An 18,185-nucleotide genomic window follows, 5' to 3' on the forward strand; every position below is an offset into this window, starting at 1 on the left:
TGGGACAGGGTGGGGGAGAAGGGTGTGGGGTGTGGGGTGTGGGGTGTTGGGAAAAGCGCAAGGGACTAATTTTATCTAGGAGGGGGGACGGGATTAGTGGGGACGGTGGGACTGGGAGAAGCGGCAGGAATGGGGGGATTTTCGGGTTTACGGACTTGGGGAACGGGTAACAGATAGAAAAGTAGGGCGCAAGCGACAAGACTGCCTAATCCTGCCAAAAAAGGTACTGTTCGACCGGCCGCCGATTCATTCACCTTATGGTAGCGACGGGAAACTGGCTGTAATTTCAGGGTTAGGTCAGGTAAAGTGCGAGTATCGGCAAAAAATTGGTCAATCGCTTCTATTAAATCGAATAACTGCACGGTACTGATTTCTATCTTCACCGGACTTTCCGGGATATTCAAGTCCGTTGATGGATACCAAACCAGACGATGGAGATTATGGTCAATCTTTTCTAGGTACACATGATCTGGTTCATGGACGGGGTCTTGGGGATGACGAACACCACTCAAAAATTCTTGGGCATACTGACTGACCGCTTGGACCAAATTTTCCAAGAAAACCCGACCACCTTGCAGGACTTTATTGGCCCCGATTAACCGACATTCTACGTTAGTCAAAATTGAGAGTAAAGGTCGGCTATCACCGGGGTTAGCTGGGGCGAAATCATCGCCGAAACCATCGAGAATCAGGGTACAATTGGGCAAGCTATACTGTCTTCTCATTTCTACACGATCTCCCCATCAAATAAACTAATCCAAAACCGCTGCATTCCCGTCGTACCAGTACAAAATAATAACTGATCGAGAAGGGATAAAGCCAGTTCATTTAAAGCATTTTCATCGGCTAGATAAACCGATACTTTGGCCCGGCGGGGGTTCATGCGACTGCGAAAATTGGAGCGAAATCGTTCTAGATATTCTGATAAAAGAAAATTATTATCCACGGGTAAACCCTTTGATTCCATCTGTTGCCGCGCTAACAGTAATTGTCGGATGGATATAGCTAGGGGTTTGGCCCGATAACTGGCAATGATAACTAAAGCTTTTGCTTGGTCAAGGGTGAGACGGTCGAGGGTGTAGGAAATTCGCCAGGGATTAGTACAGCGTAAGCGCCAGAAAATAATCCGGTTTCTGACAATTTTATCGAGTCCTAGTTCTTTACAGAGGGCTAACAGGGCCTCCCCGGCACCGACTTCTAAGGATTCCAACGCTAATAGCATTAAATCGATATGCTGTTGGAGATGTAGGGCGCATTGCTGACTGGCAATCGGAAAATCGGGTAAAACGCTTAAAATAACCGGTTTTTCTGGGGCTGATGTTGTAGATTCGGGCGTTAGGCTAGTAGAGGTCATGATATAGGAGAACTAAAACACAAGGGCGATCGAGTCAGGGTATTGTAAATTGTATTGTATAGATAGCTGTCCCCCATTTTACGAGACACGGAAACCGAATGGATCTGAAATCACTGATTCGCGATATTCCCGACTTTCCCAAACCGGGTATTGTCTTCCGCGATATTACTACCCTACTCAATCATCCCCAAGGATTACGTTACACGATCGATACCCTAACGGCAAAGTGTCGCGATTACGGTTTATCCCCCGATTACATTGTCGGTATGGAATCCAGGGGTTTTCTCTTTGGTGTTCCTTTAGCATACCAATTAGAAGCGGGATTTATTCCCGTCCGGAAACCGGGCAAATTACCCGCCGCCGTTCACAGTATCGAGTATGATTTGGAATACGGAAGCGATAGCCTGGAAATTCATCAGGACGCGGTGGCATCCCATCATAAAGTCTTAATTGTCGATGATTTAATCGCGACGGGAGGGACGGCGAAAGCAACAGCCGATTTATTAGAAAAAATTGGTTGTGAGGTGTTAGGATTTGCTTTTATCATCGAGTTAATCGACCTCGGTGGTCGGGAAAAATTACCCGATTTACCGATTATTACCCTCATCGATTATTAGGTTTTTTTCTATGACGGCGACTGATGATAATTATAAGGCGGCCACCGCTCGATCGAGTGCTAATGGGTTACAATCTCTCCTAACTAGCGAAACTTTTTTGTATATTGTCAAGCGTGTTCTCCAGGGTTTATTAACTCTGTTGTTGGCCTCGGCTTTGAGTTTCGCTATTATCCAATTAACCCCAGGCGGGTTTCTGGCTTTGCTTGACCTTAATCCCAAGATTAGTCAGGAAACTAAAGAACAATATATTGCCCTTTTTGGTTTAAAAGACCCGCCGATTGTCCAGTATTTTAAATGGTTGTGGCAAGTGGTAACTCAGTTTAATTTTGGTCTGAGTTTTACCTATTTTCGTCCCGTGTCTTCCCTATTATTAGAGAGAATTCCAGCGACGTTGTTAATGTCTTTGACTTCCATCATTTTAACCTGGGCGATTGCAATTCCCTTGGGCATTCTCAGCGCCGTCAAACAAAACCAATTTATCGATAAATTTTTCCGAGTTATCAGTTATATTGGTCAAGGGTTCCCCAGTTTTATCACTGCCCTTTTACTGCTAATTCTCGCCCAAAATGTCTCGCCGCTTTTACCGGTGGGTGATATGACCAGTATTAACTATTCGGAATATTCCCCTATCGGTAAAGTTTTAGATATCGCTTGGCACATGATTTTACCAACTATTGCCCTGACAGTTACCAGTTTTGCAGGATTACAAAGATTGATGCGGGGACAATTATTAGATGTTCTGCGACAGGATTATATTCAAACCGCGAGGGCGAAAGGTTTACCGGAAAATAAAGTTATCTATGTCCACGCTTTACGCAATGCTATTAATCCCCTGATAACTCTTTTGGGCTTTGAATTTTCTAGTTTGTTAAGTGGGGCATTTATCGCCGAATTTTTCTTTAACTGGCCAGGATTAGGTCGCTTAATTTTGCAAGCTGTGACGGCTAAAGATTTGTATTTAGTTATGGGCAGTTTAATGATGGGTGCTACTATGTTGATTATCGGTAATCTTCTGGCTGATTTGCTTCTCAAAGCTGTAGATCCTAGGATTAAATTGGAGGATTTAAAGTAGGGTGATAGGGAAATTTCAGCTAAATTTCCCACTACCCAACGGGTGCATCTCACATTTGCAGAAATAGGGACAATAAGCAATTATCAGTGACCCTTAAATTATTACAGATGTATCAGCAGCTGCGTGTAAGCATCCCACCGAAAAACTTTTTGCCGCAAACCCTACTTAAGACGCATCTTAACCGCCTATCCTTAGATTAGCTGAATTTACCCCAACCCCCCCGATGTCTAGGGTTGATTCATTTAAATTAAGTACAGCTGATTTTGAGTCAATAAATTTGACTGAAGATTCTCAAGTTTATCTTTTTCTAACCAAAAGAGTTAGTCACAATAATTAATTTTTAATTCTCTGCCAATATTTGTTATGAAGAGATTGATAAAGCTTGTTTCCAAGCCACTCAAAGCCTATCTCTCTTGAAATTGTCTGAGAGTACATCCTGTTAATTTCGCTAATTTTTCTGCTTCTTACGTCGATAAAACTATCAGTTTTTCCCAACGTTCAGCTAACCACCTCTGTCCCTCAGTTATTGAGAGAAAACCCAAGGGAAAAGATTCAATCCTATAGTTGTGAGAATTGACCAATTGCTGGCCGCTTGAAAATCACTGATCTCGCTTTTATCTTCCTCAAAAATTACATCTTTTACCCAATGTAACTGATTTTCTATTTTCCAATGTCATCGAATAATTTTAGCAAATACTTGGGCGGATTCGGTTAGGCTACTGATATAGTAAGCTGTTTCTTCATACGTTTTATCCCCGCGACTACCCCTTCTTTCTACTTTAAAATTATGCGCGGATTTTCAAACCCTTGTCTTTCATTTTTCCTCACTTTAAAAACTTCTATTTTTCTTGATAAGTGGGTGGGTGGAATTAAATATAAGATGAACGTAGGTTGGGTTGAAGCATGAAACCCAACGGCCGCTCATGTTACGCTACCGCTAACCCATACTACAAATAATTGTGCCTCCCTACTTATTTTTCGTCCATGACTATTATCTTGTTCAAGAAAGCAACTTTCTGCCTTTGAGGAATTACTCAGGTCTTGTATTCACTGATCAAGATTTTTCTGATTTCCTTTAACGGTGATAACATAATCATTTTTACTCTTGGCTATTAAGCTGATTGTTTTTTTCTGGCAGTGTAAAGCATCGCCAGTAAAAACTTTATTTTGGAGAGAGCAATCTTCAATTATAGCTTGACCTTCGTCGATTTCAGACCCTTTTTTGTTTTCGATTCTTTTTATGTGTAATACTAAGCCACTTTCTTGGCTAAACAATGAGACAAACATAATAAAATTTTGTTGTTCCTAGGTTAGGATTATTTAGGGTATTTTTGAAACTTTTTCCATCTATACCTAGCCAATTTATATCATCTCTTTGTCCATATTCTTCTAATGCCCATTCATTAAACATTTTTAACAAACTCTGCCAGTCAACTCCCATCATTACCCTTCTAATTGTTGAATAGGACGGGACTCTTTCTGGAATTATGTTAAATTCTTGACTGAGCCTGTGCCGATTATTTTTAGCAAACTCTCCTAGTTCTCTATAACCTGAGTATCCTAGCATTGTTCCCAGTATTATTACTACTAATACTATCCATAAAGGGTGTCTTTTTCCTTGATCTTTCCGAAAGTCCTTGACTTGTTTTAGTTTTTCTATTAAGCTCAACATATATTTGAAAAGTTGCCGGTCACTCCTCATTTTACCTGACAGTGATCGCTTTTACTTTTGATATTCTGATGGGAGAATGAAACAGCCCTACCCTTGATAAGGGGGGTGCCGATCCCCCCTTAATTCCCCCTTGATAAGGGGGGTGCCGATCCCCCCTGCCCCCCGTGATAAGGGGGGTGCCGATAGGCGGGGGGATCCCCCTTGATAAGGGGGGTGTCTGATAATTTTTAACGCCTACCTACTTACCTCACCATCAAGATAAATGCTATAATTATTTGATTCAAGAGCCAAAAGTAAAACCAGAAATATAGAGAGCTTACTAACAAGCTCTCTATAAAGTTTAGGTCTTTTACCACTTATCTTCCAGACTAGGCTCTGTTAGCAGTATTCAAGCTACCCACTTGAATATTCAGATTAATTTTTTGTCCTTCCCGGCTAATTTCTATGGGCAAATTATCGCCGATTTGAGTGTTAGCAACAATTTCCTGAACCGCATCGGGATCGGTGACATTCTTACCACCTACAGACTTTAACACATCACCCGATCGCAATCCCGCTGCTGCGGCAGGAGAATCTCTCATCACCCGCACTAACAAGACACCAGAATCATCGGGGATAGTCCAATTATCAGCCATAGGACTATCGGCTAATTGTTCTTTTACCTCCGGGGTTAACTGTACCATTTGAACACCGAGATAGGGATGTTCCACCTTACCCGTAGCGATTAATTGTTCGGCGATTCTTTGGGCAGTTTTAATCGGAATAGCAAAACCTAAACCCTGGGCATTCTGAATGATAGCAGTGTTAACTCCGATGACTTCTCCCCGAGCATTTAACAAAGGTCCGCCGGAATTTCCGGGGTTAATTGCCGCATCGGTTTGCAGGAAATCCACCCGTTTATCACTAGCACCAATTTGGGAGCCATTGCGTTCCTTGGCACTAATAATCCCCGTGGTGACAGTGTTATCTAATCCCAAAGGATTACCGATAGCGATCGCCCATTCTCCCACCTGTAAACTATCAGAATTACCTAATTTAACCGTGGGTAAATTGCTCGTTTCTACCTGTACCACTGCCACATCAGTTAAAGGATCACTACCTAAGACTTTACCATCAATAGTGCGACCATCTTTGAGGGTGACAGTCACCTTATCTGCTCCCTCGACAACGTGAGCATTGGTGATAATTTTACCGTCATTACTGATAATAAACCCCGAACCTGTACCCCTTTGAACTTGTTTTTCTCCTCGCTCGGGTATTTGGGAACCGAAGAAGCGACGGAAAACAGGATCGTTAGCAAATTCCGAAAAATCACCGCCTCCATTGACTTCCCTAGAAGCATTAATTCTTACCACCGCCGGCCCCACTTCTTGCACCACAGAAGCGACAAAATTGGTAGGAATAACCAGAGACGAGGGAGCGGCAGCCGCTGGTGTGGAGGGGCGAGGATTATTGGTAGCGGTGGCAATATTTTGGGCTAATTCTAGAGGATTTTGGCTGTAGGCGTAGGTGGCACCGATGCCTAACCCGGCACCCAAAACCAGTAAGGAGGAATAGGCAAAAAGTTTTTTCATTGCAGAAGATTTGGAGCGTTTAGGATTGCCTTCGTTGCGCGGGGAGATATTATCGTTAAAAATATTGCGAGTCATAGTTTTTATTGTTTAACCATTCTGAGAAGGGAATAAAAGTCAGTCCTAATAATCGTGGGTGTGAGAGGAGTGTTTCGGAAAACGGCTTGGGACTGACTATCTCTAATTTAGGCAGGGGATATGAACTTACTGTGACGCAGACATGAAGTTTTGATTGCAAGGTCATTATCCTAGTGGATAGACAGGTAGAAAGATAGAGAAAAAGGTCAATGATAGATTTTTCCTGGTTATTAAACCCAGGGTAAGAGCATCTCAATTAGGCTTGACAAAAGGCTCTCAGCACAGCAATCATATATAGCGTTTTTCAGTCTGCTGAGGTACAAAAGTTATGGGTTTTAGGCACTCATGCAAGAGGCAAAAGGCAAAAGGGAAGAAAAATAGGTGTACCTCACTAGCTTAGGAAACGCTATAGTTATTCTAAGTACGGGACAAAAAGCTTGAAAAGTAGAGAGAAAAGGGGTTTCATAGAAAGTAGAAACAACATCCCGAAACTGGTTTGGAGAAATCATTAGTTATTTCGAGCAAAGGACAACGAATGGGGTGGTCGAGGGAATCAATAATAAACTTAAACTAATAAAACGGAGAGGCTATGGCTTGAGAAACTTTCGGAATTTTTGGGTTAGAAGTATGTTATCTTGGCATCTTGTCTGTTGATTTAGCATAAAGAGTAACGAAGAGCCGAAAAAGTCCCTAAATTTCCCCCCCAATCACTCCAAGGGTCGGCGCTTTTTGAGGGAAAAAAAGTCTAAAAATATTATCCAACAAGGTTTTTAGATTTATTCAGCACCCCCTAAATAGAACAGACAAAAAGCCTGTTCTATCCATGAGGAGAAAAAAACTTAAACGGTCATGATATCTTTTTCTTTTGTCGTTAACAAATCCTCGATTTTGGCGATAAATTTATCGGTGGATTTCTGCACTTGATCCTGTAAATCCCTGGATTCATCCTCAGAAATTTCGTGACTTTTCTCCTGTTTACGGATAGCATCGATCGCATCCCGGCGAATATTGCGGATCGCCACCTTTCCTTCTTCAGACAATTTCGCCGCTAATTTGACCAATTCCTTGCGGCGATCGCTAGTGAGGGGAGGGATATTCAAACGAATGATCTGACCGTCATTACTGGGGGTTAAACCCACGTCCGAGAGAGAAATCGCCTTTTCGATCGCCCCCATACTGGTACGATCGAAGGGTTGAATGGCGATCGTGGTTGCGTCGGGAGTGCTAATGGTCGCTAGGGACTTGAGGGGAGTTTCCATGCCATAATACTCCACCACGATCCGATCTAAAAGAGAAGCATTTGCGCGGCCGGTACGAATCGTATTAAAAGCTCTCTGGGTTGATTCGACGGTTTTCTGCATATGGTCTTGAACTTCAGCTAACTTCACAGAATCCTCCTACCAATGTTCCAACGGGTTCACCTTTGACAGCGCGAACAATATTACCTGTCACCGACAGATCGAAAACGACTATCGGGATATTATTTTCCTTGCACAGAGCGATCGCCGTTCCGTCCATCACCCGCAGATCATGGGTCAGCACATGACCGTAGGTGAGACTTTGAAAGCGTCGCGCGTTAGGATTGTGAGAGGGATCGGAATCATAAACCCCATCCACTTTCGTCGCTTTAAACACCACTTCCGCATCGATTTCGGCAGCGCGCAGGGCCGCCGTGGTATCGGTGGTAAAGAAAGGATTACCCGATCCCGCACCAAAAACCACTACCCGACCTTTTTCCAGATGACGGATTGCCCGCCGGCGGATGTAGGGTTCGGCTAATTCCTGCATCGCAATCGCCGTTAATACCCTAGTCGGTACTTGCGCTCGTTCTAGGGCATCCTGCAAGGTCATAGCGTTCATGACTGTTGCTATCATACCAATATAATCGGCCGTGGCCCGATCCATGCCGGCCGAGGCGGCTTTCACCCCGCGAAAAATATTGCCCCCACCAACCACGATCGCCAATTGGATGCCTTGGTCAACCACTTCGGAGATTTCCTGAGCGATAGCGGAAACCACCATCGGGTCGATCCCATAGCCGAGATTGCCCATCAGGGCCTCCCCACTCAGTTTTAATAATACCCGCTTGTACGCCATGCCCTTACTACCACTCGCTAAAACAAGATCTAGATAATTTTTGTCTCCCCATAAGATAGCAGGTTTTGGCCTTGATTTAAGCTGACCAGTTCACTCTCCCCTGGGGCCGACAAGTTAAGATTAATAAATCTTTTCCTTGGGGAATTTGTATTTAGTGATACCTTTGTTATTAAAAGGAGCTTAGTTTTATTGAGAATTTAACCGTGGTCAGCGATCGATTACTATTGGTCAACAAAAGCAATCAAGGGGCTGCTAACATCGATACCTTTGATTGGGTGTATGGGTTTCAGGATGGAACTCGTCTGATGGGAAGGGTTTGCGGTTACTTAGACCCCGATAGTTATCGTCTTCTCGATCCCGAAAACTGCAGCGCTATCTACCAGAATGCCCAGGGACAAGTCCTTAGTCGTTGGCAAGCTGGAGATTTTATCGCTTTTGAACTAACCACCACCGGGGAAAATCTCCTGATCGTGGCTTCTAATGATAATTGTGTTAGTAATAGTCTCTGTTTGGTTTCGGGCATTAGTCGCAGCTGCGCCCAAGTTAGCGATGAAGGAAAATCCCTCGTCCGGGAGGTTTTTCAATACCAGGCTTGGTCTTTGCAGGGCGATAATAGCACTTCTAAGCCGGCTTTCAGTTGGAATTGTTCCGTATCTCCCTTTTTCCCCTTTGTTTCCCTGCGTTTTAATCTTCAGTCCACCAGCAGCAAAAAATTCTATCGTTGGACGGTTTCCCCCTATTTTCCCTTTTGTCCCCTCTTAGAAGTGGGAGAATCCCTTGCCTAATTAGGGTTTGCGGCAAAAAGTTTTTCGGTGGGGGCAGGGTGTAGGGTGTAGGGTGTAGGGTGTAGGGTTTTAGAGATTTTGAGGGGGTCAATTACCTAATTTTCAGGGAAAAAGTCCCGGAATTTTCCACCCGATCACTCCGGGATCTGGCACTTTTTGGTTTCCAAAAAGTCTAAAAGTCTTACCCAACAAGGTTTTTAGATTTATTCAGCAAGCCCTATTTACAGGCCATTACCGCGATCGTGTAGGCGTTATTATTCATGCCGTTAATATTAAAATTAATCTGATAGGGCTGTCTACCCGTGGGTGATTGGAAGGGTAAAGAATAGGTTTCGCCCCGTTTCATTTCGACATTTTTCTGGAAGGCGCTATTGACTGAATTATCGGGATATTTGAGATTGATCGTCACTCCGTATTTGCCATCGTTTTCGGGAACCATTACCCCTTTAAAAGAGGCGAATTTCACCCCGGAGGGAACGGCGAAATCGGTGTTAAAGTTATTCTTTCCTATGGCATCGATCTGTTTGCGGATATGGGTCTGATTAGTGGCTACTTCCTTGAGGTACTGACAGTTTTTCGGAAGTTCGGTAGCCTGATCTTTGGTACTGGCGACAACGGCCATCGAGGTCAGTCCGAGGATTAAACCAGCCCAGAGAAAGCTGAAAGTTTTTGTCAACATGATAGTTTTTCCCGTTAAGTTTTTCTAAAATTGGCTCTTCGGGGACGATTAAAGATAATTAAGCCTTAATTGTCCCGCCTTGACTTTTTCCGTGACCAAAGTTCTCACTAATTCTAATTTTTGGCGCGGGACTTGGTCATTATCGCTCGCAGTGGAGCGAGTTCTCCTGTTTCTTCTGGGGTTAATTTTTGTGCGTCAACCCGTGAGATGTTCAGAGAATTGCTCCTCATTTACTACTAATATTTAACGTTGGCAGGCTCGGAGAAACTATCAAAATTCTGCAAATCTAACTTTTATTTTGTTAAAGAATTATCTCGCAAAGTTGCCGACGGACACTCACCGAACATTTTCTTATAATCTTTGGCAAATTGACCCATGTGCCAGAATCCCCACTGTAGGGCGATCGCACTAACGGTAATTCCCCTACCCGCAGAGGCTTTTAGTTGTCGTCGTACCCCGTTAAGACGTTGAATTTTGAGATAAGTCGCAGGTCCCAGGCCAAAACATTCCTGAAAACCGTAACGGAGGGTACGTTCACTAATGTGCAGTTCTTGACAGAGATCGAGGATCGAGAGGGGGCGATCGAGATTGTCCAGTAAGATCTCCTCTGCTCGCTTAATGTAGGGATGTCGTATTGAAGGGCGCAGGGGCGGATCGTTTTGATGGGAATCGAGTACATCTAGAACTAGAGAGATAAAATCCTCTCGGATCGGCGATTGCATAGCTGGCTGTAGAATTGTCTGGGGTTGTCTCCAGAAAAGCTCAAAAATATATCTTAAATGAGAGCGGAATCGTCTCAGGACAGTCGGCTCTGGTTGAATTGCAAGGGTTGAATCCGTAATTAAAGATACTACCCTGGGCCGATTGGTTTGTTCGGCCCGGGAAAACAGAGAATCGATATCGATAGTAACCAGAGCGAGGGGGAAGTTTCCCGATCGAAGCAGATCGATTCCCCTGGAACTTTTCTGCAAGAGAGCGGAATTCGACGATAAGGAATACCCGTGCCACTTGAACACCTGGGGTGTGGACAAGGGTATGCCGACGGTGATTGTCCCGGGAGGAGAATCCCCTTGAGAACGAATTCCTCGATTGTAAATCGGTCGGGCGAATTGTATGCCCCCGACTTGAGCTACGAACAGTTCCCCCTCGAAAGTTCCCGCCTCGATCGGTCGATGAATCATATCCCAACGAAAAGCTCTCATCCGCGACGCTAGTTCATCGATATCGTGAAAAGGAATAGTCTTGATCAGGGGCTGTAAATTGATATCCATTCTGTCTGATTTAGGATAGCGTAATTATTAAAAATTATTAAGTATTATTAAGAATTATTCTCTTGTCAATAGGCATTATACCTCACCAATCTTAATTGTAGAGTTTTTTGGCTTTTATGGGTTAAGGTTCTTCGTTACTTGGTATGGTTCGATCAGGTGACATAAATCGACTAAATCCTTTAAATCCTTATCTGGCAAGAGACTTAATTGATTAGTTCGCTCTAGAGCAAAAACAATTGACAAAAATCGCTAAGTGCCTTTCTCTATAAGGGTTCCATCCCTTATAACCCCCGTCCATTGCATCACACAAACCGAAGAGCCCTAGTGGTTTACTTTAATCTGACGCTGAGAAGCGGTTCGAGAGTGGTCAGTTGACGTTCTAAGTCTGCATATTCAGCTTGATAGGTTCGTCCTTCATCGGTTTGTTGCAGTCTGAGGAGACGAGACCGTAAAAGGGCGATCTCCCTTTCCATGCTGGCGATCTCCTCTTGGTTTTGATATTGGGCTTTTTCAGCTTCCAACTCGATCAATTCCTTGAGCGATTCGAGGTCGGCATGGCTTTCGGGTTTTGGCTTCTGGGAACGTAATTGCAGAATGATATCGATGGTATCGGTGCGGTACACTACCCGTTTGCCGTTGGCCGTCGCACCCTCATTGATGATCGACAACGCCTGTTCGATCGCCATCGGTTCGATTTCTTCTAGTTTGGCCGAAAGTGCGGCTATCTGCCAGCGGATATCGGCGTATTCATCTAGAATGTTCGAGGTTTGAACGGTTGGAGTCGGAATTATCGGTTGGTTCATGGTGTTTAACCCTAAATTTACACCTCCCCGCTTGGCGAAGATTCTTATCTCTTTTATTTTCTTCCCTTATTTTTCCGGTTTAGGGTGGGTGGGTGGGCGTGAGCGAGGAGAGGCGGGGGTATGGCACAGAAAAAACGCGGGAATAAGGATAACCCCCCCGCCCGACGAGTGAGCAAAGTAGCCAATTTTGAAAGGCAATTGCATCAATTATCAGCAACTGCCTTGGATGTTTAGTAAACTTGTCGAATGGTTAGGTTAACTCTTTTATGTCCCTTTAAAATTCCTTTGAATCCGTGAAATCGTAGTCGATCTTCGTCTGCCATAATCATAATATCTCCTGGATTTAAGATAATTTCTTGAACTTGGTCTTTGCGGTTCATGCCGCCCAGTTGGAATATTCCCGATGCGCCTAAAGAAATCGAAATTATCGGTGCGGTCAAATTTTGTTCGTCTTTATCTTGGTGCAATCTCAATTTGTCCCCCGCCAAATATTTGTTAATCAAGCAAGTTTGAGCTTGATAATTCTTTGGAATATATCCTTGCAATTTGAGATAGTCGATTATAGTCGAGAGGCTAGGGGGAAATTTTGCCCAAGGTTGTTGAGTTTCTGGATGAAGTTTGCTATATCGATAGCCAAAATGATCGCTAATCCAGCCGATGTCGCCGCAGCAGGTCATTTGATAGTTAAATTTTGCTCCCGATTTCATTTTGGGAGTAAAGAGAGGAGAGATAGGAAGAACTAGGCTGTGAATTTCGTCGATAATTTGTTGTCGTGTCGTTTTGTTTAGTAAAGAAAAATGTTGAATTGTCATGATTTTTTCTCCTTCAATAAATAAAAAAGAGACTTTAATTGAGTCCCTTTTTTTATTTCTAAAATCTAATTATCCGATAATTAATATTATATTTTTTGCATAATTCAATCATGTAACCAGTTCCTTTAGATTTACCATCCCAAAATATAATTGCATGACTAGCATATTTTGCCATTTCTTCATTTCTTAAATATCCTGCTTTCTTGCCGTATTTTTGCCAGTCTGCTGGAAATCTTTTTAATTTTAATTCTTTATTAATTGCATATCTTTCTCCTAGTTTATCTGCCCCTCTCGCCGTGCCGCTAATAATTTCTATATCTTGATTTTCACCGATATAAAAATCAACTTTTTGTTCAAGAAGATTATAGTCATTAAAATTTCTGCTTCCCGCAATGATAATTTTTAGCATTGTCTCGTCTCCTGATAAACGCATTAACTTGAGTTCTTTCTCTCAGCTATCTTTGGGTTAAAGGGGGGAGGCTTCAAATGTCAAGGGTCTAGTTGATGTTGACGAGTTACTAAAATCTTGGAAAATACGGTTTCTCGTAGAATTTCTTGGTGAGGAACGAGCCTAGAAATTCTTGAGAAAGCCTATTTTCTTAGATTTTGTTAGAGTCTTACATCAACTCCCTTGACGTTTGGAGTCCCCCTTTATAATGAGAAAAGCTGAGAGAAGAACCCGTCTTGAGGTTGCCCGCGAACTGGGGTCGTGTAGGGTACAGCCATGTTTGAGCGTTAGCGAGTTTGGCTTTACCCTGCCGCCCCCAGTTCGCAATTCGCTTTATATTTGTGGTTGATCTTTCGGTGGTTTTCTTGGGGTGGGTGGGCGGGCGTGAGCGAGGAGAGGCGGGGGTAATCGCTGGTAGATGCTCGATGATCAAGGATAACCCCCCCGCCCGACGAGTGAGCAAATCGGGGAGTAGAGATGAAAAACCCCGGAGCGACCGGGGCAGAAACGTTAGATGGTTTCGAGGGTGAAAGTATGGCAGGGGTTGACATAATTACCTGACAGACCCCAAGCTTTGAGGAAACCGAGACAGGTGAGCGTTTCGTCCTCGCTGCCGTCCCAAACCGCGAAGACCCGCTCACCTCGATCGCATAACCAAAGTAGTGGCTCGTCAACGAGCAGTACGCGGTCAGCGCGGAAAAGATTATCGAGGGGAAAGTCATCGATCGATTCAGCCTCGATCGAGAAGACCAGACCTTGATCGTTTTCTAGGAACAGGGTCGTCAGGAAACGGCTATAACCGAGGTGAAGAGCTTCCTCGATGAGAGACTTGAGAATAGGTGTTTGTTCGGCATCTTGCCAGAAAAAGATAGCGGTTCGCATGGTTTTTTCAGTATGATGGATTGGAGAGGACTTCCACTCCCCTCCAATCCTATTAAGGAAACCTAGGTGTGAATGCTCGTGATACCCATCTGGGCATCCACATCCTCCGAAAATTCTGGATTATTTTTCAGCCACTCCTCGGCCTCCCGTTTTCGGTCAGTTTTGCGCTTGCTTGATTTATTGGAAATCTTAGGAGATTTCTGAGGTTCCTTGGGTTTCGGTTCGTCGCTGTCGGTCGTTGCGTCGATCTCATCGTTGAGGCGACGGGTGACGAGTTGACCCTCCGTTTCCATCTTGCGCCGTTCGTAGTGGTTTTGGTTGATTTCCAAAAGGCGCTCTTTGACCCGTTGTCGGGCGCGTTGACGGCTCTTCGTTGATTCGATGCCGAGAAAACCTTCTGGGTCGTCCATAAACTCTTTGATACCGAGATTCAAGCGGGCGGCTAGAGCTAGAACTTGGCTGAATAGCTCCGCTTTTTTAGAGTTCATTACCACTACTTGCCCGAAGGGATCGAAGTGGATGTCGCCCTTCCAACTGGTTTCTCCTCGCACTTGCCGGACGATAATTTCGGGAAGACCTTGAGTGCGGAGGATGAGGATGCGTTCCTCCGACCGAAAACTTCCTTCGATTATGATGCCCTCGTACTCCAACTTACAGCTGGTGACACCCTTACCGATCGGTTCGACGCGGGGTTCGTCTTGGTGTTTGTCGTCCCCCAAGATCGCGCTTTTCCAATTGGTGAGTGCAAATTCCAATAACTCATCGGTTGCCTGTTTGATATCCTTAAGGGTTTTGAGTTCGGCGATCTTTTCGAGATCGAATGCGGCATCGAAAAGCTCGCGGAATCGATTCCACATATAGGCGTTGAGACGATCATAATCCCATTCGTCTTTGGTATAGGAACCATCGGAAGCGCGATGACCCGGTGCGACCTTAAACTGATCGAGTTCACCTTTCGTTAGCGCTTCATAGAAAATTGCGCGTTTATCCCGTTCGTGCCAAGCAATCAAGCGCAATCCGTAGAAGAGTTGCTTGTAGTCATAGAGCGCTTGATTGATAAATTTCTGCGCTTCTGCGGCCAGCTTGACTCGCTCGTTAGTTTTCGGTGCGTACAGTCCTAGTTCTTTGGGGTTAATGAATGTCATAATCGTGACCTCCTGTTTGTTTTCATCGCATAGTTATTTGTTCTTTTTTTTCTTTCCTTTTCTTTCAAACTATGCCCTCCTTGATCATCCATTCAATGCAAGATTTCACCACATCTCCATGACACTTTAACGGTTTGCACCAGCAAGCTAACTGCACCGTTTCTCCTTTTTTAACTCGTTCCGCAATCCGAACTAACTCATCAAAAACCTCGCCGCGTTTTTGCACTTCCTGCCAGAGCCATTGCCGATACTTCGCAACCACTTCTTCGCGATTACCGTCCTGCCCGATTACAAAGCGATTCTGCAAAACGCTACCCTTCAATAAATACGATTTATTAGCTCGACCGATATAGATTTTCGAGTTACCTAAAAACCCGCTATTTTTACCGTTAATGACTTCAAACATAGCCGATACCTCCTAAATATTTTCTCTCTCAGCTACTTTTTTCTTAACGTAGGGAGTCAAGGGCGGCGGAATAAAAAAAACAAAAAACTTTTTCCGCTTTTCCGCCGTTCCATCGTCAGATGGAATGGTATATTTTCGTTAGGGAATACGGTTTTTGATTTAGAACTTCTTAGGTTAAGGAACTGGTCACGCGTTTTCTTAGCGAACACGGTTTCCGGTAGAATTTCTTAGTGAGGAACGAGCTTAGAAATTCTTGGGAAAGCCTGTTTGCTTAGAAAACCGTGAAACCTTAGAAGTTCTTCAAAAAGCCTATTTCCTTACGAAAATAACCACCCTTGACCCCGTAGTTAAAATAGGATTGCTGAGAGAAGGCTTCCCCCCTGGGGGGGACGGGAGGGGGGGACAAAGAAACCGCGATCAGCACCTTCGTAGCAGAGGGGTGTGGGGATACTTCCCCACATAAACAACCGACCAAAGGGAGAACCGCTTTTAGATCGCTCGGATTCAAGAGGTTAACTCATTGTGAGCGTTCTGGTCGTTATGTTTGAGGGTGATTTTCGCTGCTATCTGGCGATCGTATTTTGTCGGTTCACCGCCAAAAAAAAAGCCCCGACCGAAAGCCGAGGCAGAAAGAAAGAGCTAGAACGGCAGAGACACCCACCAGCCCGAACCGACCGAAATCAGACCCCAATCAGCCGGAACCGAGACACCCGCAGGCAACCAAACGCAACAAGGAACACCCAACCCCAACGCCAGCGCCAGAGAAGCCCAAGAACCCGAACCCAACCCGCAGAAACAAGAGCGCGAGTCAGCCGAAGGAACCAACCCCGCCGGACAAGCGCGACCCGGAAACGAGAACAGGACACCGCCCTCAGCCGCCAAAGCCCGCACGAACCGCACCGACCGACCAGCGAACGCCGACCGACCCGAACCCGACACGCGAAACACCCGACAACCCGGAACCGAAGCACGCACCGCACCGTCCACACCGCGAGCGCAACCGACCAGCACCACAGCACCCGCCGGCAGACCAGACAGCGCCGAACCCAAGACCGCAGGAACCACCGAACGCGACCCCGAAAAACCAACGACCGGACAAGACAGAGCCGAAGAAACAGCAACACAAAACACGGGACACCTCCCAAAACAAACACACACAACAGGTTCTTCCTACCCCTTCGTTTGTCTTTGTTTTCTTCGATGAGGCCAGTGTCAAGGGTGGCGATCGGGGTCTGGGGTGTCCCCAGATAAAAAACCCGCGTAGCGACCACTATCGCCACTCGCGCAGCCCTTGACACGGGTTATTAAAGGGGTATAATAGAAAACCTGTGTGTGTGAACCCACCGGTGAGCTTTATGCTGGCTTCCGGGGCGGCGGGTGGGGTGGCGGGGTGGGTGGTCGGCGCAAGTGAGAAGGTGCGGGGGCATACTCACACAAAAGCGATGGGCGAAAGAGAACTCCCCCGCCCGCCGAACGCGCAATTTCCCTTTATTTTGTTACAGGAATCTGGTACTCCTTCCTGTTTTCTCGATCTCGTCGTGGCCATCCTTCCCTGATTGCCTTTTTCCGCAAGCCTTCGATCGATTTTGGCAAATCCTTCCGGCCTTGATCTAATATTTCCTTCAAGGTTTGCCATTCTTCCCTGATCGCCTTTTTTCGCAATAGTATTTCTTCCAAGGTTACTGGCTCTTTACTATCATCTAATTTAGTATCTAAGTTATCATCTAAACTCTCATCTGGCCTATCGTTAAAAATCTCGCTGTAGCTTTCTAGGCTATCATCTAAATTAGTATCTAAATTAGTATCTAAGTTTTCATATAGCCTTGCCTCTATAGCTTTTATCGTTGATGCGATCAAGGTAATGATCGAAAGAGGATATCTTTTATCCATAATTACTGCTAAATTAGTATCTACTTTAGTATTTAACTTGGTATCTAAGCTCTTATCTAAGCTCTCATCTGGGCTATCGTTGAAAATCTCGCTATAGCTTTCATATAGACTACTATCTAGGCTATCATCTAAATTAGCATCTAAATTAGTATCTAAGTTCTCATCTAGCCTTGCCTCTATAGCTTTTATCTGATGATCGATCTTGATCGATTTATCTCTAATATCCTTGATGTCGCTGTTTGTGGCTAATGTCCAGTTATCAAGGCGATTTTTTATTTTTTCTATTTGATCATCGATCGCGATCGATCTATCTTTCATTTCCCGATCAATATCGTTTATCCGATTATCAAAATCTAAGAGCCACTTAGAGATTGATTTTTCAGTAGCATCTAATCTATCCCCTAAGCTTTTCTCTATTAAGATTCTGAGCTTATCATCTAAGTTATTATCTAAGCTCACATCTAAGCTTGCATCTAATTGATCGATCAGGAATTGCTTGGCTGCTAGATTCTCGGTCAAGTCCGGGTATAGCGATCGAATTTTGTCCAGATAGCGATCGCTGATTGAAAAGCTAATTACTTTACTCATAGCATTTAATCTAAG

The 18,185-nt window shown here is 44.5% G+C and carries 17 protein-coding genes and 3 pseudogenes; 4 read left to right on the plus strand and 16 right to left on the minus strand.

All coding sequences use genetic code 11. The annotated features are described in order from the left end of the window. Positions 1–71: 71 nt before the first annotated feature. A complete protein-coding gene (locus O9290_RS16915; RefSeq protein ID WP_288026323.1) occupies positions 72–725 on the minus strand; it encodes a DUF4335 domain-containing protein in 654 nt (217 codons plus the stop codon). A 2-nt stretch (positions 726–727) separates the two neighbouring features. Then, complete coding sequence (locus tag O9290_RS16920; protein WP_288026325.1) at positions 728–1,354, minus strand: DUF3038 domain-containing protein; 627 nt, start codon at positions 1,352–1,354, stop codon at positions 728–730. A 98-nt stretch (positions 1,355–1,452) separates the two neighbouring features. Here O9290_RS16920 and O9290_RS16925 point away from each other — a divergent pair, with 98 nt between their 5' ends. After that, positions 1,453–1,971: an adenine phosphoribosyltransferase gene (locus O9290_RS16925; protein ID WP_002737799.1), complete on the plus strand. Its 519-nt coding sequence runs from the start codon at positions 1,453–1,455 to the stop codon at positions 1,969–1,971. Between the two features lie 10 nt (positions 1,972–1,981). Continuing rightward, a complete protein-coding gene (locus O9290_RS16930) occupies positions 1,982–3,043 on the plus strand; it encodes an ABC transporter permease (protein ID WP_002759538.1) in 1,062 nt (353 codons plus the stop codon). A gap of 464 nt (positions 3,044–3,507) precedes the next feature. On the opposite strand, the pseudogene O9290_RS16935 reads toward O9290_RS16930, so the two are convergent. The 3 genes and pseudogenes from O9290_RS16935 to O9290_RS16945 form a co-directional block, all read right to left on the minus strand. Then, a pseudogene (locus O9290_RS16935) lies at positions 3,508–3,895 on the minus strand (ISAs1 family transposase); the annotation flags it as partial. A 120-nt stretch (positions 3,896–4,015) separates the two neighbouring features. Next, positions 4,016–4,715: pseudogene (locus O9290_RS16940) on the minus strand (ISAs1 family transposase); the annotation flags it as partial. A gap of 368 nt (positions 4,716–5,083) precedes the next feature. Beyond that, the gene (locus O9290_RS16945) at positions 5,084–6,364 is read right to left on the minus strand and encodes an HhoA/HhoB/HtrA family serine endopeptidase (RefSeq protein WP_002762232.1); all 1,281 of its coding nucleotides are present in this window, start codon (positions 6,362–6,364) and stop codon (positions 5,084–5,086) included. 480 nt (positions 6,365–6,844) lie between these two features. Here O9290_RS16945 and O9290_RS16950 point away from each other — a divergent pair. After that, positions 6,845–7,018: pseudogene (locus O9290_RS16950) on the plus strand (transposase); the annotation flags it as partial. Positions 7,019–7,203: 185 nt separating this feature from the next. Here O9290_RS16950 and frr read toward each other — a convergent pair. Continuing rightward, entirely contained in the window at positions 7,204–7,725 is a 522-nt protein-coding gene (gene frr, locus O9290_RS16955) for a ribosome recycling factor (protein WP_373276133.1), read from the minus strand. A gap of 13 nt (positions 7,726–7,738) precedes the next feature. Further along, positions 7,739–8,461 carry a UMP kinase gene (pyrH, locus tag O9290_RS16960; protein WP_002762234.1) on the minus strand — a complete coding sequence of 241 codons (723 nt, stop codon included), beginning with the start codon at positions 8,459–8,461 and terminating at the stop codon, positions 7,739–7,741. A 203-nt stretch (positions 8,462–8,664) separates the two neighbouring features. On the opposite strand from pyrH, the gene O9290_RS16965 reads away from it, so the two are divergent. Further along, positions 8,665–9,246 carry a hypothetical protein gene (locus tag O9290_RS16965; protein ID WP_002762235.1) on the plus strand — a complete coding sequence of 194 codons (582 nt, stop codon included), beginning with the start codon at positions 8,665–8,667 and terminating at the stop codon, positions 9,244–9,246. 217 nt (positions 9,247–9,463) lie between these two features. On the opposite strand, the gene O9290_RS16970 is transcribed toward O9290_RS16965, so the two are convergent. The 9 genes from O9290_RS16970 to O9290_RS17010 all read right to left on the minus strand — a co-directional run bounded on the left by O9290_RS16970 (position 9,464) and on the right by O9290_RS17010 (position 18,170). Then, entirely contained in the window at positions 9,464–9,925 is a 462-nt protein-coding gene (locus tag O9290_RS16970; RefSeq protein WP_002780536.1) for a hypothetical protein, read from the minus strand. Positions 9,926–10,218: 293 nt separating this feature from the next. Further along, positions 10,219–11,196: a helix-turn-helix domain-containing protein gene (locus O9290_RS16975; RefSeq protein WP_288059834.1), complete on the minus strand. Its 978-nt coding sequence runs from the start codon at positions 11,194–11,196 to the stop codon at positions 10,219–10,221. Between the two features lie 329 nt (positions 11,197–11,525). Then, entirely contained in the window at positions 11,526–11,999 is a 474-nt protein-coding gene (locus O9290_RS16980) for a hypothetical protein (protein WP_288087299.1), read from the minus strand. Positions 12,000–12,229: 230 nt separating this feature from the next. Beyond that, positions 12,230–12,811, minus strand: coding sequence for an alpha-ketoglutarate-dependent dioxygenase AlkB (locus O9290_RS16985; RefSeq protein WP_288087301.1), 582 nt, complete (start codon positions 12,809–12,811; stop codon positions 12,230–12,232). Between the two features lie 58 nt (positions 12,812–12,869). Beyond that, positions 12,870–13,220, minus strand: coding sequence for a DUF2493 domain-containing protein (locus O9290_RS16990; protein WP_288087304.1), 351 nt, complete (start codon positions 13,218–13,220; stop codon positions 12,870–12,872). A gap of 549 nt (positions 13,221–13,769) precedes the next feature. After that, positions 13,770–14,141 carry a hypothetical protein gene (locus tag O9290_RS16995; RefSeq protein ID WP_288087307.1) on the minus strand — a complete coding sequence of 124 codons (372 nt, stop codon included), beginning with the start codon at positions 14,139–14,141 and terminating at the stop codon, positions 13,770–13,772. Between the two features lie 62 nt (positions 14,142–14,203). After that, a complete protein-coding gene (locus O9290_RS17000) occupies positions 14,204–15,286 on the minus strand; it encodes a hypothetical protein (RefSeq protein WP_288087310.1) in 1,083 nt (360 codons plus the stop codon). Between the two features lie 64 nt (positions 15,287–15,350). Beyond that, positions 15,351–15,692 (minus strand): DUF4326 domain-containing protein, encoded by a 342-nt coding sequence (locus O9290_RS17005; RefSeq protein WP_287999056.1) that lies wholly within the window; start codon positions 15,690–15,692, stop codon positions 15,351–15,353. Positions 15,693–17,180: 1,488 nt separating this feature from the next. Then, positions 17,181–18,170, minus strand: coding sequence for a hypothetical protein (locus O9290_RS17010; protein ID WP_288087312.1), 990 nt, complete (start codon positions 18,168–18,170; stop codon positions 17,181–17,183). Positions 18,171–18,185 lie beyond the last annotated feature (15 nt).

The sequence above is a fragment of the Microcystis sp. LE19-41.2A genome (genome assembly GCF_027530405.1).
GTDB lineage: Bacteria > Cyanobacteriota > Cyanobacteriia > Cyanobacteriales > Microcystaceae > Microcystis > Microcystis aeruginosa.

What these genes read in the sequence shown, in the direction of transcription:
- O9290_RS16915 (WP_288026323.1), bottom strand. Translation starts at nt 725, where the DNA reads ATGAGAAGACAGTATAGCTTGCCCAATTGTACCCTGATTCTCGATGGT.
- O9290_RS16920 (WP_288026325.1), bottom strand. Translation starts at nt 1,354, where the DNA reads ATGACCTCTACTAGCCTAACGCCCGAATCTACAACATCAGCCCCAGAA.
- O9290_RS16925 (WP_002737799.1), top strand. Translation starts at nt 1,453, where the DNA reads ATGGATCTGAAATCACTGATTCGCGATATTCCCGACTTTCCCAAACCG.
- O9290_RS16930 (WP_002759538.1), top strand. Translation starts at nt 1,982, where the DNA reads ATGACGGCGACTGATGATAATTATAAGGCGGCCACCGCTCGATCGAGT.
- O9290_RS16945 (WP_002762232.1), bottom strand. Translation starts at nt 6,364, where the DNA reads ATGACTCGCAATATTTTTAACGATAATATCTCCCCGCGCAACGAAGGC.
- frr (WP_373276133.1), bottom strand. Translation starts at nt 7,725, where the DNA reads ATGCAGAAAACCGTCGAATCAACCCAGAGAGCTTTTAATACGATTCGT.
- pyrH (WP_002762234.1), bottom strand. Translation starts at nt 8,461, where the DNA reads ATGGCGTACAAGCGGGTATTATTAAAACTGAGTGGGGAGGCCCTGATG.
- O9290_RS16970 (WP_002780536.1), bottom strand. Translation starts at nt 9,925, where the DNA reads ATGTTGACAAAAACTTTCAGCTTTCTCTGGGCTGGTTTAATCCTCGGA.
- O9290_RS16975 (WP_288059834.1), bottom strand. Translation starts at nt 11,196, where the DNA reads ATGGATATCAATTTACAGCCCCTGATCAAGACTATTCCTTTTCACGAT.
- O9290_RS16980 (WP_288087299.1), bottom strand. Translation starts at nt 11,999, where the DNA reads ATGAACCAACCGATAATTCCGACTCCAACCGTTCAAACCTCGAACATT.
- O9290_RS16985 (WP_288087301.1), bottom strand. Translation starts at nt 12,811, where the DNA reads ATGACAATTCAACATTTTTCTTTACTAAACAAAACGACACGACAACAA.
- O9290_RS16990 (WP_288087304.1), bottom strand. Translation starts at nt 13,220, where the DNA reads ATGCTAAAAATTATCATTGCGGGAAGCAGAAATTTTAATGACTATAAT.
- O9290_RS16995 (WP_288087307.1), bottom strand. Translation starts at nt 14,141, where the DNA reads ATGCGAACCGCTATCTTTTTCTGGCAAGATGCCGAACAAACACCTATT.
- O9290_RS17000 (WP_288087310.1), bottom strand. Translation starts at nt 15,286, where the DNA reads ATGACATTCATTAACCCCAAAGAACTAGGACTGTACGCACCGAAAACT.
- O9290_RS17005 (WP_287999056.1), bottom strand. Translation starts at nt 15,692, where the DNA reads ATGTTTGAAGTCATTAACGGTAAAAATAGCGGGTTTTTAGGTAACTCG.
- O9290_RS17010 (WP_288087312.1), bottom strand. Translation starts at nt 18,170, where the DNA reads ATGAGTAAAGTAATTAGCTTTTCAATCAGCGATCGCTATCTGGACAAA.